Annotated in this window: 10 protein-coding genes; 8 read left to right on the top strand and 2 right to left on the bottom strand. The window is 61.1% G+C overall.

The features are described 5' to 3' along the window. Positions 1-42 precede the first annotated feature (42 nt). Together AC3FKG_RS16075 and AC3FKG_RS16070 are read left to right on the top strand one after the other, a co-directional pair. Entirely contained in the window at positions 43-2,337 is a 2,295-nt protein-coding gene (locus AC3FKG_RS16075; RefSeq protein ID WP_488743538.1) for a cyanophycin metabolism-associated ABC transporter, read from the top strand. Then, positions 2,330-2,845 (top strand): cyanophycin metabolism-associated DUF1854 family protein, encoded by a 516-nt coding sequence (locus tag AC3FKG_RS16070; protein WP_488743537.1) that lies wholly within the window; start codon positions 2,330-2,332, stop codon positions 2,843-2,845. Before AC3FKG_RS16075 ends, AC3FKG_RS16070 begins: the two co-directional genes overlap by 8 nt. Positions 2,846-2,877: 32 nt before the next feature. Here AC3FKG_RS16070 and AC3FKG_RS16065 read toward each other — a convergent pair whose 3' ends face one another. Further along, a complete protein-coding gene (locus AC3FKG_RS16065; protein WP_483710722.1) occupies positions 2,878-3,279 on the bottom strand; it encodes a hypothetical protein in 402 nt (133 codons plus the stop codon). 853 nt (positions 3,280-4,132) lie between these two features. Here AC3FKG_RS16065 and AC3FKG_RS16060 point away from each other — a divergent pair. The 3 genes from AC3FKG_RS16060 (at position 4,133) to AC3FKG_RS16050 (ending at position 5,847) form a co-directional block, all read left to right on the top strand. After that, a complete protein-coding gene (locus AC3FKG_RS16060) occupies positions 4,133-4,345 on the top strand; it encodes a hypothetical protein (protein ID WP_488743536.1) in 213 nt (70 codons plus the stop codon). A gap of 463 nt (positions 4,346-4,808) precedes the next feature. Further along, positions 4,809-5,240 carry a hypothetical protein gene (locus AC3FKG_RS16055; protein WP_488743535.1) on the top strand — a complete coding sequence of 144 codons (432 nt, stop codon included), beginning with the start codon at positions 4,809-4,811 and terminating at the stop codon, positions 5,238-5,240. A gap of 112 nt (positions 5,241-5,352) precedes the next feature. Continuing rightward, entirely contained in the window at positions 5,353-5,847 is a 495-nt protein-coding gene (locus tag AC3FKG_RS16050) for a hypothetical protein (protein ID WP_488743534.1), read from the top strand. A gap of 47 nt (positions 5,848-5,894) precedes the next feature. On the opposite strand, the gene AC3FKG_RS16045 is transcribed toward AC3FKG_RS16050, so the two are convergent. Continuing rightward, a complete protein-coding gene (locus AC3FKG_RS16045) occupies positions 5,895-6,389 on the bottom strand; it encodes a hypothetical protein (RefSeq protein ID WP_488743533.1) in 495 nt (164 codons plus the stop codon). Between the two features lie 443 nt (positions 6,390-6,832). On the opposite strand from AC3FKG_RS16045, the gene AC3FKG_RS16040 reads away from it, so the two are divergent. The 3 genes from AC3FKG_RS16040 to AC3FKG_RS16030 all read left to right on the top strand — a co-directional run. Next, positions 6,833-11,281, top strand: a complete 4,449-nt coding sequence (locus tag AC3FKG_RS16040; protein WP_488743532.1) for an H-NS family nucleoid-associated regulatory protein — start codon at positions 6,833-6,835, stop codon at positions 11,279-11,281. A gap of 336 nt (positions 11,282-11,617) precedes the next feature. Then, a complete protein-coding gene (locus tag AC3FKG_RS16035) occupies positions 11,618-14,404 on the top strand; it encodes a UvrD-helicase domain-containing protein (protein ID WP_488743531.1) in 2,787 nt (928 codons plus the stop codon). Positions 14,405-14,519: 115 nt separating this feature from the next. After that, positions 14,520-14,908 (top strand): transposase (locus AC3FKG_RS16030; RefSeq protein ID WP_488743530.1); only part of this gene is annotated, 389 nt, incomplete at its 3' end.

Genomic DNA, 14,908 nt, shown 5'->3' with positions numbered 1-14,908 from the left:
AGTTATGTCCGTTTCAGCTGGACGCTGCAAGGCGCGCCGACAATGACCCAATCCTCCCTGCCTGTCTCACAAAGCAACGCCCCGGACGAGCCCTGGCGGCCCGAAGCCGGCGCCGCGCTTCGCCCCGGCGAGACCGTCCTGGCCGGGCTGGAACTCGACCTCGACGCGAGGCTGCATTTTACCCAAGGGTGGCTGGTTGTGACGGACCGGCGCCTTATAGCGCGTGCTCCAGGTGAAAAAAGTGTGCGGGAATGGGCCATCGAGCCCGGCCTGCACCTCTCGCATACCGACCACGCGGGCGTTGGCACCCTCGAACTGGGCAATGGCACGGCTCGCTTCGCCTGCTGGCGCTACACGCTTGGTTACAATCCCGCCGCGCTGCGGCTGGTCGACCAGTTCGAGGCGCGCCGCGACGCCGCTGTAGCCGCGGTGCCGCAGGATGCCGGCGAAGTGCTGTGCCCCACCTGCAAAGCCCCGCTGCCGCCCGGCGAGGAGCAATGCCCGCAGTGCAGCCGTGAACAGGAAACACCGCCATCGACCTGGGCGCTGCTGCGCCTGTGGCGCTTTGCGCGCCCGTACCGCTGGGAGCTGCTGACGGGTTTCTTCCTGACGCTGCTGTCCACGGCGGCCACGCTGGTGCCGCCGTACCTGACCATGCCGCTGATGGACAAGGTGCTGATCCCGTTCCAGAACGGCGTGCCGATCAACTATGACCTGGTGCGCCTGTACCTGGCAGGCCTGCTGGGCGCGGCACTGGTGGCCTGGAGCCTGGGCTGGGCGCGCACCTACCTGCTGGCGCGCGTGTCCGAGCGTATCGGCGCGGACCTGCGCACCACCACCTACGAGCACCTGCTGAAGCTGTCGCTCGAATACTTCGGCGGCAAGCGCACGGGCGACCTGATGGCGCGCATCGGCTCGGAAAGCGATCGCATCTGCGTTTTCCTGTCGCTGCACCTGCTCGACTTCGCGACCGACGTGCTGATGATCGTGATGACAGCGGCCATCCTCATCTCGATCAATCCGTGGCTCGCGCTGGTGACGCTGGTGCCGCTGCCGTTCATCGCGTGGATGATCCACCTGGTGCGCGACCGGCTGCGCCATGGCTTCGAGAAGATCGACCGGATCTGGTCGGAGATCACCAACGTGCTGGCCGACACCATTCCGGGCATTCGCGTGGTCAAGGCCTTCGCGCAGGAGAAGCGTGAAGTGGCCCGCTTCCGCGAGGCCAACAAGCACAACCTGGCCATCAACGACCGCGTGAATGCGGTGTGGTCGCTGTTCACGCCGACCGTGACGCTGCTCACTGAAATCGGGCTGCTGGTGGTGTGGGTGTTCGGTATCTGGCAGGTTTCGCACAGCGCCATCACGGTGGGTGTGCTGGTGGCTTTCCTGACCTATATCAGCCGCTTCTATACGCGGCTCGATTCGATGAGCCGCATCGTCTCGGTCACGCAGAAGGCGGCGGCCGGCGCCAAGCGCATCTTCGACATTCTCGACCACGTGTCGAGCGTGCCGGAGCCCGTGCGTCCGGCAAAGCTGGAGAAGGTGGAGGGCGCCATCGAAATGCGCGACCTCGGCTTCCGCTACGGCAACCGCGCGGTGATCCGCGGCCTGGACCTGTCGATAGCGCCAGGAGAGATGATCGGACTGGTCGGGCACAGCGGCTCGGGCAAGAGCACGCTGGTCAACCTGATCTGCCGCTTCTATGACGTGTCCGAAGGTGCGATCCGCGTCGACGGCATCGACATCCGTTCGCTGCCGGTTTCGGAGTACCGCCGCCATATCGGCCTGGTCCTGCAGGAGCCGTTCCTGTTCTTCGGCACGATCGCGGAGAATATCGCCTACGGCAGGCCTGACGCCACGCGCGAGGAGATCGTTGCGGCCGCACGCGCCGCGCATGCGCATGAATTCATCCTGCGGCTGCCGCACGGCTACGATTCGCTGGTCGGCGAACGCGGCCAGGCGCTGTCGGGTGGCGAGCGCCAGCGCATTTCGATTGCGCGCGCGCTGCTGATCAACCCGCGCATCCTGATCATGGACGAGGCAACTTCGTCGGTCGATACGCAGACCGAGAAGGAAATCCAGAAGGCACTGGATAACCTGGTGCAGGGGCGGACCACGATCGCCATCGCGCATCGTCTGTCCACGCTGCGCAAGGCCGACCGCCTGGTGGTGATGGACCGCGGCCAGATCGTCGAAGTGGGCGGTCACGATGAGTTGCTCGCACGCGAAGGTGCCTACTACAAGCTCTACCAGGCGCAAGCCCGCAACGTCGATACCGAGGACCAGCCGGCCGATGAGGAATCCCTGCTGGGCACGGAGACCGCCAATGCTTAATGACGCCAATCTCGACGCCAATCTCGACGCCGACGAAATTCCCGATACCGAATTCACGCTGAGCCGCAACGCACTCGGCAAGCTGGTGCTGTCGCTTGGCGACGGCACGGCGCACGAGGGCGTGGTGCCGGTGCGCGCCTTCCCGATCGGCGCGCCCGATGATGGCATCGGCATGATGAGCACGGATGGCCGCGAGCTGGCCTGGGTGCCGCGGCTCGACGGGCTTTCGGGACAGCAGCGTGCGCTGGTGGAAGAAGAACTGGCCGCGCGCGAATTCATGCCCGAGATCCAGCACATCGTCAGCGTCTCTACGTTCGCTACGCCGAGCGAGTGGACCGTGCAGACCGACCGGGGACGGACCACGCTGGTGTTGCGCGGCGAGGAAGACATCCGCCGCCTGGCCGGCAGCACGCTGCTGATTTCGGACAGCCACGGCATCCATTACCTGATCCGCGACCTGATGGCGCTGGATCGCCACAGCCGCAAGATACTCGACCGCTTCCTCTGAACTTTGCGCTGATGGCGGCGCGGGGTGCCGCATCAGTGCAGCAGTTCCTCGCCGTCTTCGTCGTCGTACAGGTCGTCGTGCATCAGCGGGGTGTCCGCGACCATGTCGAATACCGTCGAGTGGTAGTGAAGGCTGAACCAGTCGCGGAACATGGCCAGCGACAACTTTTCTGGCCACAGTGACTCGTCGAACCACTCGGCGAGCATGAACTCGAAGAAACTGCGCCAGCGTTTTTCCACCCAATGCCGGGCACTGTCGGCGGTGTCCGCGAGTTCCTCCGGCAGGAGGAAAACGCTCTGGTCTTCCCGCACGTGTTCGAGCGTCAGGTTGGGCACGGGCTCCGGGTCGACAGCCCGGATCCAGTCCAGGAACGGCTGCTCCGGAACGATCGCGACCAGCGCGCGGTTGATGGTGAAGCGGGGATAGTCGGACATGGCAACGCTACAGGGCAGACTGCAGGACGGTATTGTAGACGCCAATGCGGCGTGGGCGGACAGCTTGTCTTGCGGCCATCCGGCCAAGAAAAAACCCAGCCTGGCAAAGGCTGGGTTTCGGAAATACTGGTGGAGCCGGCGTCAACCGCACTGATTCCTTGGAGGCCTTGTCAGATAAGGCTTATGATGGAATATCGCGTGCCGAAACAAAATTTATACGCACAGATATACGCATGATCGGTTTTGTTGCCTGCCGACAACGCTGCCCCGCGCTCGGGAACATAACCGCCGTCCCAACGGGAATCCAACTGGCGCGTCGGCCGAACGCCCACCCTACCAGCACGACCACTGCCAATGGTTGGCCAGCCAGCACCCACCAGCGCCGTCCACACCCCTACGCCGCACTCCCGCCCCCCGGGGGTGGCCCGACGCGGCGCGCTGATTTTTTATCGGATCGCAAAAATAATTCCGGTGCCTAGGGGGGGGCCAGCCAGCCGCACACGCCGTTCGTGAGCACGCGAGAGTGCCGCCGGGCCCTTTTGGGCAGCGCTTTGCCCAATTGGTGCGTGGCCAGTGGTGTAGTATCGGATCGCCCAGATGCCGAGCGCAGAAGGCGCCGAAGGAGCCCCGGAACCCGCTGATGCCGAAATCTGGCGAGACGGACAGCGAACTGCTGCCGCGGTAGGCCGGGCTCATCTCTCGCCGTCAGCTAGCCTGCGCGCGTCTGTCGGCAGCGTGCGATGGCACCAGCAGAGAGTAATAGGCCAGTGTGCTGCGAATCGACGTGGCACGGCCGGGCAGAAACGCTTTGGCGGGTCTGACTGCGACAAAAGAAAGGAGGGTACGCCGCACCATGCCGAAAGCCCGCAAATATCCAGACCCCAAGGAACAACTCGCCCGTGGCGTGAAGGCGCTGCGCCAGCGTGGCTACTCGGAAGACAGGGTGCTGCAGCTCGTGCAGGAGGCGTACCGGGAGCCACCGCCCGAAAAGCCGTGGGCCTTGCATCCCGGATGGAACGGAATGAATCCGCCGTGGCGGCCCGGCATGGGGCCACAACCGGAATGAAGCTCGTCATTCCGGCATCCCACGATGCCGGCCTTTCCGTGCACGCCCTAAAAAGGAAGAACAAGGATGCCCATTCAAACACGTCCGTCTTTGCTCGCGTCGCTAGCTACCGCGACAAGTCTCGTACTACTCGCAGCCTGTGCGGGTGGATCGGTACCCGTGACTGTGGAAGGCATTGAGCCTGCCGATGATGCTGGCGTTGCCGGTTGCAGGTATCTGGACACAGTAACCGGCAGCTCTGGCTGGTATGGCGTCAACGCTGGGCTGGGGACGGACAACGCGCGCCGGGAGGCATTGCAGCAGGCCAAGGCCATTGGGGCCAATCGCATCGTCTGGCTGGTGGTGTCACCCGTGCACGGATCCACTCAGGTAGCAGGCAAGGCATACAAGTGCGGCGCATAGGGCAAAGGAGCGCAAAGCGCGGAAGGCGGCAAAGTAAGCCCCCTCTTGCCAGGGCCTGACCATGAACCTGACCGAAGCCTTCCGCCAGTTCCGGGCGAAGCCACGGAACATCCGATACGACGTAACCGCGATCAGCGACACGGACCCGCCTGAACTGGTCTGTGCTTTGTTCGGGCATTGGAAAGAGTGGACACAGCCCTGCGCCGACCTGCCCCCGAACGTGCGGGAGTATTGCGACGACCTGCGCGGGTGGGGTCAGTCACCCGCAATCGCGGAAGTGCGCAGGCACTTGCAGCGGGCCTTCGAAGGGCGGATGCCGGTGCGGGTCATCGTTGTGAGCCTGCTGAACCCGACGAAGGATCAGGCGACGGTCGATGCCGGTCAGAACGCCAGCGCGGCACGAAAGGTCTTCGACCCCCGTCCCGACATGGTCGGACGCGTGACGGCGTTCGATGGCGAAGCGTTTTGCATTCGCTTTGAGCGGCAAGGGTGACGCATCGAGCAGTTGAAACCCGCCCCGATTGCCGGCGGGTACGGGCTTTCTGTGCCCAAGGCAGGTCATGGAGCAGAGGTATCATGACGTGTCCTTCAGACCCAAACCGCGCATGAATGCACCCAAGCTGACAGACGACGAACGAACTACAGCGGTCGGACTTGCCCGCTACGCGTATGAATACATCGAAGCGGCTTTGCTGGTGGACAAGGAAATTGGCGCACAGAAGGGCTATGAATTTGTATCCCCGATTCCTGCCTACTTCCTTGCAATGCATGGGATTGAACTTACGCTGAAAGCGTACCTGCGACATTGCGGCGTTAGCGTTCGGTCCCTTCGAAGCCCACGGGAGTTTGGGCACGACCTGCGCGCCTGCCTTCGCAAAGCCAAGGAACTAGGCCTAGGTCAGATATTTGAGATGCAGTCTGAAGACGATGAAGCCCTTGACGGGCTAATCAGCTTGAACGAAGGGCAAGGGCTGCGGTACATACAGACCGGCTACAAGCGCTTTCCCTCTTGGGGCATTGTTAAACCGTTCACCGTTCGCCTACATCTAGCCGTTGCCCCGCACGTTGGCTACAAATCCTTCTTCATGTCATTTAGCTGATGCCACCGCGACGACAGCTGGCGCCCCGTCGCCAGCGTTGCCCCTAGTTATAGGTCGCCAGTCCCCTTTTTTGCCCTCTGCTTTTCGGCATCGCGCGCCTCTTCAAAAAGCTTGTTGCCAATGAGCGAAAGCGATCCACCGCTGCTGCCGCGATAGTCAAGCATCGCCGTGCCAGTGGATTGACGCCAGATATAGTCGTCTACGTATCTGTTGCGCTGTTGCGGAGCACCATACGCTTCCGTGAGAACAGCCTTCAATGCCGGACCGTCTTTGGTAGTGGTGAATTGCATCATCACATGAAAGAGCCGATCTCCGTAGAAGCAAAATATGATGTCGCTGAGTGTGGCATCCCCAATTGTTTTCTGCTCTTCGGGTCGCCTATAGCAGACGACATCAGGCTTCGGGCGCATTGCCTCATTGGCCGTACCAAGGCTACTTGGCGGGTCACCCCATTTGATTCCGCGAAATCCCTCTATCGGCTGTGCTGCGTTGGCACTGCCAACAACTACGGTCGCCAAGATAGGTATCAGTAGTGATTTCATTCTTCACCTCCTATGCACCCAAGCAGCAGGGCGACTCATTGTGATTCCCCAAGAAGCGTAGCCCCCGCACCATCTGGCGCGTATTGAAGGATTTTTAAGACTGAATGAAGTAGCCCGCACGGGTGACTGGGCAGAAAGGACCGAAGGAAGAGACGCCTCTCATGGAGAGAGTATTCAAAGAGACTGCCTTAAACCAAGCCTCAATCGGGTGACGCAATTGAATCCCGACGCGATAGTCCAGTTTTGCCGGGTCCAAGAAAGCGCTCCAACCCTTCGCCGTAGGGGCGGGGCGCGTCCCGTCGTGTCACCCCGCAGGGAGAAAATATGCCATCGCAATTGCGCGGCCACGGCTGTGCAAGGGGCTTGTGGGGACCGTCACTTAATCCCAGAATAGGTTCATAGGCAAGCCAAAAAAGGATTCACTATGTATTTTCCGCCTCACGATGACTGACTACCTCGACCTAGAACGACGTTTTGGACTCTTGACCGAGTACTCGGTCAAGGAACTTCTGGCCCCGGACATCATGGGCCGCAAGCGCCTAGGCTGGGAGCAGCTCCTCGCCGGACGCTTCTCGCTCATCACCGCTCGTGCGAACTACGGCAAAACAACGGAACTGCGAGCTTGCGCGCAGCGCCTCCGAGACGAAGGGCGGCATGCTGTGTTTGTTGCCCTTCACCGGCTTCTCGAAGAGCCCGATTTTCAAATCGCTCTTGAAGCGACCGAGGCCGAAGCGTTCGGAGCATGGGAGGCTGCGCCCACCGAGCGATTGCACCTGTTCGTTGATTCGCTGGACGAGGCGGTGCTGGGTCGGGAATCGGGGCTCCAGTCTGCACTTCGTAGGGTGTCCAGGGCAGTTAGGCGTTCGGGTGCAGAGGTCAGTTGGATTCTCTCTTCGCGCCCCGCCACTCTCACGCCGTCTGTTCTTGACGTTGTTCAAGCAGAGCTTTGTACAACGCTCTATGTGGGCGACGCGAAGGAAGCGTCGCCCGACGACACGTCAGAAGAAGTGGATGCCACTGATGCTCCGAGCGTGGGACTCTCCGCGATCGACGCCGGCAGCACGGTTAAGGCAAAGTCCGTCCCGAAGGAGCACCTGAAGGTCTTCGGGTTGCTTCCTCTGTCAGGGAGAGCGGCCAGGCTGTACCTAGAGAGTCGCCATGGTGTCGATGACGGCAAGGCATTGCTGGACGCAGCGCGGCGTTTCGGGCTGAATGACCTCGCCGATGGCCCTGGAAGTCTCGACGTACTGGCTTACGTCGACCCGGTGACCAATCCGCCTAGCGACCTAACCTCCGTCTTTGAGCGGATGGTTTCAGGTGTCCAGGCTTATCAGCGCTCAGACCACCGCGAATCGCTGGTGGGACGCCCTTCCCCGGAGAGCTTGGATGAGGCCGTGGCGAAGCTCGCGGCAGCTTCGGCGGTTTGTCAGTTGCCAAACATGGAGTTGGCCGCGGATGTTCTCAAGGTGCGAGATGGGGTGTTGTCGTGCCGGCCGCTCGTGGGCTCCTTGCTCTCTGAGAAGTCATTGACGTATCTGCTTGGCTCGACGCTGTTCATCGATTCGGGGCAGCATCAGGTCAAGCTTTATCCCGAGCAACTGCTCCCCTACCTTGCCGCAAAGCGCCTCTCGTCCCTAGTTCAATCTCCCGAAGACGCGCGCAGGCTTATTGCTGCGCTGTCGTGGCGGGCGGCGACAGGTGAGTGTGGAGTACATCGGGCTTACCTAACTGTCGCCGGCTGGCTGGCCACATTCAACGTCCACTGCAGGTTGGAGTTGCTGGAGGTTGAGCCGCAGGCCGTTGCATTCTTCGGGGACCTGCGGAGTACACAGGTTTCGTTGGCCGACGCGAGCGCAGCGCTGAAGCGTAGCTTGGGGCGGCTGGACACTTTCGGCGACACGCTCGGACGAAACCAGTTCACCCTGACGGCGGAGAACTACTGGCAAGCTGCGAAGCTCGGAATTGAACCGACGCTTCTGGAGGCCTACGACAACGTTGGCTCTGACTGGCACGCACGCATCGCGCTTCTCGATATCGCCACCTACGCTCGTCTCGACGTCTTCCGCGACAAGGTTTTGTCCGAGCATGGCAACGACTACGCGAAGCTGCTAGGGAATTCAGCTGAGCTCGTGTATCTAATGTCTCTCGAACGAGATGACGATGCTCAAGCACTAGCCGACGCAGCGAAGGCGAGCCCGCGCCTTGAAGAACGGACGCTTCGGCTACTTCTTTGCGAGCTCGCGTGGAGGACATTCGATGCCACGACGATTGCCGAACTGGCAAGCAAGCAGTACATGCGCAAGGGCGGCGGCTTCAACCTCAGCTGGGCTCTCACGCACGATGTCGCCGACTCAGCAAGCCCTGAGCAACTCGCGGCGCTGACCGAGGAGTTGTTGTCCCACATGGTGAAGCACTTTGAGGCGAAGCGTGACGAGCACAGTGAGCGGTACGACAATTTCGCGGAGGCTGTTCAAGAGTTGATTGCGCTCGTTGTTCGAGCCGAGAGCGTCCCTGTAGAACGCATCACCCAGCTGTGCCTGACGTACTACAAGGCGAACGGTAAGCTTCACTTCGGAAGCGTCGACCAGTCTGAACTCCGCACAGCGCTGAAGCTATCCGACGCCGTTCGCCAGAACCTACTTCGAGCGGTCATCGCTCAAAGTGACCGAACGCCTGACGGAATCTGGAAGACATTTGTCTCGTACGGGATGTACTCGCCCTGGCAAGACGGTGATGTTGAGGCGCTTGCCGAGCCTGGATTTACCGAACTGGTGACCACGCTCAAGAACAACGCTGCTGCGCAGAAGCCGGCTGCGCAATCCCAAAAAGCGAAGCGAGACAAGCTGGAGCTAGACGAACCTTCCAAGGACACGCTGTTGACTGAAGTTGATAGCGTGAAAGACGGCTCGAACACGAAAGCGCTTGCCTGGATTGCCGGGTGGTTAAGCCAAACAAATCACAACTCACGCTTCGGCGAGTGCGACTTCTCGGCGTTCGAGAAGGCGGCGGGCCCTGCGCTTGCGATCGCTGCCCGCGCCGGGCTGAGCGCCATCTGGCGCAACCGCGCCCCCGAATTTGTTGAGGCCGAGCGTAATACCACGTACTACGTGACAGTCGCAGGCCTCCAGGGGCTTCATCTTGATCTTGGGGACGGAGCCAAGCTCCCGGCGTTGTCCGACACCGAAGTTAAGCAAGCTCTCTCCTACGGTCGATTTGAGATCAACGGCTACCCGAAGTGGTTCTGGTCGGTCGTGCGCGCGCATGAGGCGGTGGCCCTTGAGGAATTCCGCGAAGTCCTGGCTGCAGCAGGCGCCGGCGCGGTGTCGGCCGACAAGGCCGACGCGCTCGTTCGACACCTTCCGGATGCGCCTCCAGCCGTTCAGCGCGGTCTGGGCGGCGCGGCATGGACGTTTGCGACAGGTTCAGCTAGCGTTGACTCCTATGCCCTTGAATCTGCTCTGACCTGTGCGGTGGGCGACGGGGGAAGTGTCGACCAAGGCGCTTTCGAAGGCGAAGCTTGGTCGCGCATGTCAGCAGCGTTCCGAGACCCCCTGCCTATCCTGGGGGCCCTCGCCTCGCCGGAGAATGCCGAGGAGCAGAAGGCGCGTAGTGAGCTTGAGGCCCGCATCCAACAGATGAGGCGCCTAAGGTCAAATGCGGTCGTCTGGGGCCTGTTCTGGCTGTTGTACTACCCGTCAGCCTTCGGCGCGCGCTGGGAACGCTGGCGTACATCCGAAGAGCGCGCCGCGGAGGAGTTCATGTTCGATCTGGCCGCGTACATCGGCGAGGACCGACAGAACCGTTTGAGAGCTGCAGCGGAGAGAGGCATGGGCGGCCTGAAAGCACTCTCAGCCCTCTATGAGTGGGTAGTGACCGTCGTCCGCGAATCCGAAGACATTGCTCACGAAGATGGACGGGTGTATCACGTTGGCGCCCGCGACCACGCTCAGCGTCTCCGCGATTCGCTAATACCAGCGATTTCGAGTGCCAAGTCTCAAGCAGCCTACGAGGTGCTGGATGAGCTTCGAAAGAAGTCTACAGGCGCGCGTGCGAAGTACATCCGACACTTGCAATTCCAGATGCGCGAGGAGGAAGCGTATGTCGCTCCGGTCGCACAGCAGAACTACTCTAAGTTCGAGCGTGACTTCGCGCCGCCGGTGACAGGCTTCACGCAGTTCGCTCAAGCCGTGTACAACGATTTGCTTGGGGTGAAACGCGACATCGAGCATGGCGAGTTCAGTCTCCGGCGATTTTTCAACCGGGTGGTCATGGAGCACATCAAGACCGATACTGAAGGCTTGGCACTCGAGGAAGACTTCCAGGCGCTACTCGGGAGCGAGCTGAACCATGCCAGCGGCGGCCGCTATGGAGTCACGCTCGAGCCAATTCTTCCGTCGGCAACCCGGCGCGATGTACTGTGTCAGGTCGGTGAAATTCGAGCCACAGTTGAACTCAAGATGTCCGAGCGTTGGACTGTGGCCGACTACCTCGTGTCCTTGGCGGAGCAGTTGAAGGGACAGTACATGCAGGCCTCGGACTCGAAGATTGGCTTTTTCGTCGTTGTGCTTCAGCGACATCGGAAGTGGGATAACCCTGCGGGAGGGGAAGTCGACTTTGCAGGATTGATTGGCCTCCTCGAAGCGAAGGCCTTGGAGCTTCAAGCCGCGGACCCAGCGCTCTTCTTGCGTATCGTAGGTATCGACGCCGCGCCTCAGGCCGACTTCCGAGAGTCGATGGCAGCAACGAAGGCCGCCATCAATGGGCCAGCCAAGTATGCAGACGAGCGCGGCAACACCTGGTCTGGAAAAGGTCGTCGACCGAAGTGGCTGAAGGATGCCCTCGATACGGGAAAGACACTCGCCGACTTTGAGATTGCCCAGCCTACAGCTTGAACCGATTCGGCAATCTGCGCGCGGTAGGCTTCTGCTCCCCGTGCGTGAGGATTTAGAAGGCGAAAGCACTTGGGGCCGACCCGGCTAGCCCACCGGAAAAGAGCTGGTCGCGACTGACCAGTCCTGGCCGAACTCGACCGTCGGACCACCAGCCCTCCCGGGAAGTCGGCGATGAACCGATAGCAGCACGACCGCTTGCATATCCGTCATGTCACTTCCGGCGCCGAGCTGCTGGCCTACCTGCACAGCTACGTCGCGCTATCATGACGCGATCGGCTCTCGGCATAGCCGGGAACGGTTCTAGGTTTTTGGTTTTTGGGGTTCGTAGGGGAAGGGATGATAAAAGAATGGACCCCGTCCACCTGGGGCCGAATTCTGACGAGATCGCCAGACTGGCGCCTGCGCCTGCATGGCTTAGAACTGTCGCTGACGGTGAATGGCCAGACTCACCGGGTCAACGTCGAGGAAGAGGTCACTTATCGGGTGAATCGGGGTGTCCTCTGGACGGATGTCACAGTCCATTCTGGCCTGGCCCGGGAAGTGAGGGCCGACGGTCTGCCCAACGTCCAAGGGGCCGCTTTGATTCAAGCGCTGGAAGCCGCGCTAGTCGACAAGCGAATCCGCGAGGACATGGCGTTTGTGCAAGGCGCTCACCGATCCGTCCTTCATTGGCTTGGACTCAAGACCAAGCAGGAGCAGGCAGCGGAGGCCGATCGGCGATGGTTCACGCATGAGATGCAGGCGGCCTTGGAAGCGGCCCGGCCGTCGATAGACATGAAGGCCGTCCGCGCGCGCATGCGAAAGCCCGGTGTGCGAGCCAGGCTGGGACAAGAGGCCGCCGCCGTGGAGCGTTCCCTCATCAATTGGGAAACCGACCATCGCTCCTTCTGGACCTCCCTCAACACCGCTCACACCGGGCGTGAGTTACAGGCCTGCAAGGACCTGTTCGACCGGGTGGAGAGCAAGCCTTTGACCGAGGAGCAAGCACGGGCGGTGGTTTGCTTCGACAACAGGGTGCAGGTCGTGGCCTCGGCCGGCTCTGGCAAGACGTCCACCATGGTTGCAAAGGCTGTCTACGCCATCCACCGCGGCTTCGTAGCCCCGGAACGCATTGTTTTACTGGCCTTTAACAAGCAGGCAGCAGATGAACTCAAGGAGCGCGCAGCCAAATCGCTTGAGCGGTTGGGTATGGAAGACATTTCGGTGGAAGCCTCCACCTTCCACGCGCTGGGTCTTCGCATCATTGGCAAGGCCACCGGGGAGAAGCCGGACGTCCCGGATTGGGCTACCGACGCTGCCGGCGGGGTTCGCAAGCTCACCGAGATTATCGACCAGCTTAAGGACCGCTCCCCCACCTTTCGAACCCAGTGGGATCTCTTCCGGCTCGTCGTCAGTCGGGATCTACCGGCGTTTGGGTCGAATGGTTCACCAGACGTTTGGGACAAAGAAGGCAATGGGCGCACGCTCACCATTGATGGGAAGCGCGTGCGCAGCCTAGAAGAAGCGACGCTTTGTAACTGGCTCTTCTACAACGGCGTAGATTACCTCTACGAGGAGCCTTACAAGTTTAAGACCGCCGACGAAGACCACCGCCAATACCGCCCGGACTTCTATTATCCGGGCATAGATCTTTATCACGAGCACTTCGCGCTGGATGCCAAGGGCAAAGCGCCGCCTCACTTTGAAGGCTACCTCGCCGGGGTCGAATGGAAGCGACAACTGCATAAGGAGCGCGGGACGGCACTGATCGAAACGACCTCAGACCAGATCCGCCGCACTGGCGAGGTGTTCGACCACTTGACCGCCGAGCTAACCAGCCGCGGCATCAAACTCGACCCCAATCCCGATCGCGAGATTCCCATCGGAGGTCAGAAGCCCATGGAGCCGATGGAACTGACGGGCTTGATGCGGACATTCATCAGCCATGCAAAGAGCAACTGCTTGACGATGGCGGCGCTTCGCCAGCGGCTGGATGCCATGCCGGAGAACTCATTCAAGTACCGGCATCGGATGTTCCTCGACATCGCCGCGCCCGTCCTGGAAGCGTGGGATGCTGCCCTAGCGGCCGAGGGCGGTCTCGATTTTGAGGACATGCTTAACCAAGCGGCCGAGCATCTGGAGAGCGGCCGGTACGAGGCGCCCTACGAGCTGGTCATGGCGGATGAATTTCAGGATGCCTCCCGGGCACGGGCTCGCCTATGCCGCGCCTTGGTTCAGAAGCCAGGGCGGTACCTGTTCGCTGTAGGTGACGACTGGCAGTCTATCAATCGATTCGCCGGCGCGGACGTCTCGGTCATGACCGGTTTCAGGGAATGGTTCGGCCACGGGCAGCTCCTTAAGCTGGAACAGACATTTCGCTGCCCTCAGGCACTGTGCGATGTGTCCAGCCAATTCGTGTCCAAGAACCCAGCCCAGATCAGCAAGCGAGTGCGATCGGTCACTCCTGCGATGGGCCCGGTGCTCCAGGCCTTCCAGGTGGACAAAAAGGACAAGCTGGCCGACGCCATCGACCAGTTCGTGGTGAGGCTCGCCGAAGGGGTTAAGGACGGCACCATCCAGCCAGGGCGCAACGGAAAAATCTCGGTCTACGTTCTAGGCCGCTACAACGCCGATAGGCAATACATGCCGGCAGGCAAAGCCCGCTTCGAACGTTGGGTGGACGTATCGTTCCTCACCATCCACCGCTCCAAGGGCAGCGAAGCCGACTACGTTATCTTGCCGGAGATGCTAAGCGTGTTGAGGGGGCGCAGCTTCCCCAATGACCGCGCCGACGACCCGGTGCTGGCGTTGGCCATGCCCGCGGGGGACGACTATCCCCAAGGGGAAGAACGCCGCCTGTTCTATGTGGCTCTTACCCGGGCACGGCGCAGCGTCGCAATGTTTACCGCCCGTGGGCAATGCTCCGATTTCCTCCGAGAGCTAGTTGAGGACGGCACGGTGTCAATCACCGACACCGAAGGCGAATCCATCCAAGAGGAAAGCTGCCCCGCGTGCAAGCAAGGGGTTCTCGTCTTGCGGACTGGTGACTACGGTGAGTTCCGTTCCTGCTCTAATTTCCCCGCTTGCCGTTACAAGCCCAAGAGGCGAGGGAGCGCACCGATCTCTTCAGGCAACGAAAGCTAGTCGACAGTCTTGGGCGGAATTGTAACGAAGCTCCGATTGTCCATGGCCGACCGAGGCTGTGTGAAAACGTCCCGATCGCCTAGACTGAGTCAACGCATTCAGACTGGGGGATCGGATGAAGCGATTCATAGAGGGAGAAGACCGCAAGCAGGCTACGCTGCTTCCAGAATGCCTCGATGATTTCATCGCCGAGGATAACCCCGCCAGGATCATCGACGCGTTTGTTGAAGAGTTGGATCTCGAGTCGCTCGGGTTCGAAGGTGCCAATCCCTCAACTACAGGTCGCCCCTCATATCATCCTGCCGTCCTGCTGAAGATATACATCTATGGCTACCTCAACCGGGTCCAGTCCAGCCGCCGTCTGGAGCGCGAATGCCAACGCAATATAGAGCTGATGTGGCTGACCGGTCGACTGGCGCCGGACTTCAAGACGATTGCAGACTTCCGCAGGGATAACAGCACAGGCATTCGCAATGTCTGCCGTCGTTTCGTTGTGTTGTGCCG

Source organism: Cupriavidus sp. 22TCCZM04-2, from assembly GCF_057798895.1.
This window is presented reverse-complemented; position numbering and strand designations above follow the sequence as displayed.

Coding starts and splice junctions, on each gene's coding strand:
- AC3FKG_RS16055 (WP_488743535.1), top strand. CDS start 4,809: ATGAACCTGACCGAAGCCTTCCGCCAGTTCCGGGCGAAGCCACGGAAC.
- AC3FKG_RS16075 (WP_488743538.1), top strand. CDS start 43: ATGACCCAATCCTCCCTGCCTGTCTCACAAAGCAACGCCCCGGACGAG.
- AC3FKG_RS16070 (WP_488743537.1), top strand. CDS start 2,330: ATGCTTAATGACGCCAATCTCGACGCCAATCTCGACGCCGACGAAATT.
- AC3FKG_RS16045 (WP_488743533.1), bottom strand. CDS start 6,389: ATGAAATCACTACTGATACCTATCTTGGCGACCGTAGTTGTTGGCAGT.
- AC3FKG_RS16040 (WP_488743532.1), top strand. CDS start 6,833: ATGACTGACTACCTCGACCTAGAACGACGTTTTGGACTCTTGACCGAG.
- AC3FKG_RS16065 (WP_483710722.1), bottom strand. CDS start 3,279: ATGTCCGACTATCCCCGCTTCACCATCAACCGCGCGCTGGTCGCGATC.
- AC3FKG_RS16060 (WP_488743536.1), top strand. CDS start 4,133: ATGCCGAAAGCCCGCAAATATCCAGACCCCAAGGAACAACTCGCCCGT.
- AC3FKG_RS16050 (WP_488743534.1), top strand. CDS start 5,353: ATGAATGCACCCAAGCTGACAGACGACGAACGAACTACAGCGGTCGGA.
- AC3FKG_RS16035 (WP_488743531.1), top strand. CDS start 11,618: ATGATAAAAGAATGGACCCCGTCCACCTGGGGCCGAATTCTGACGAGA.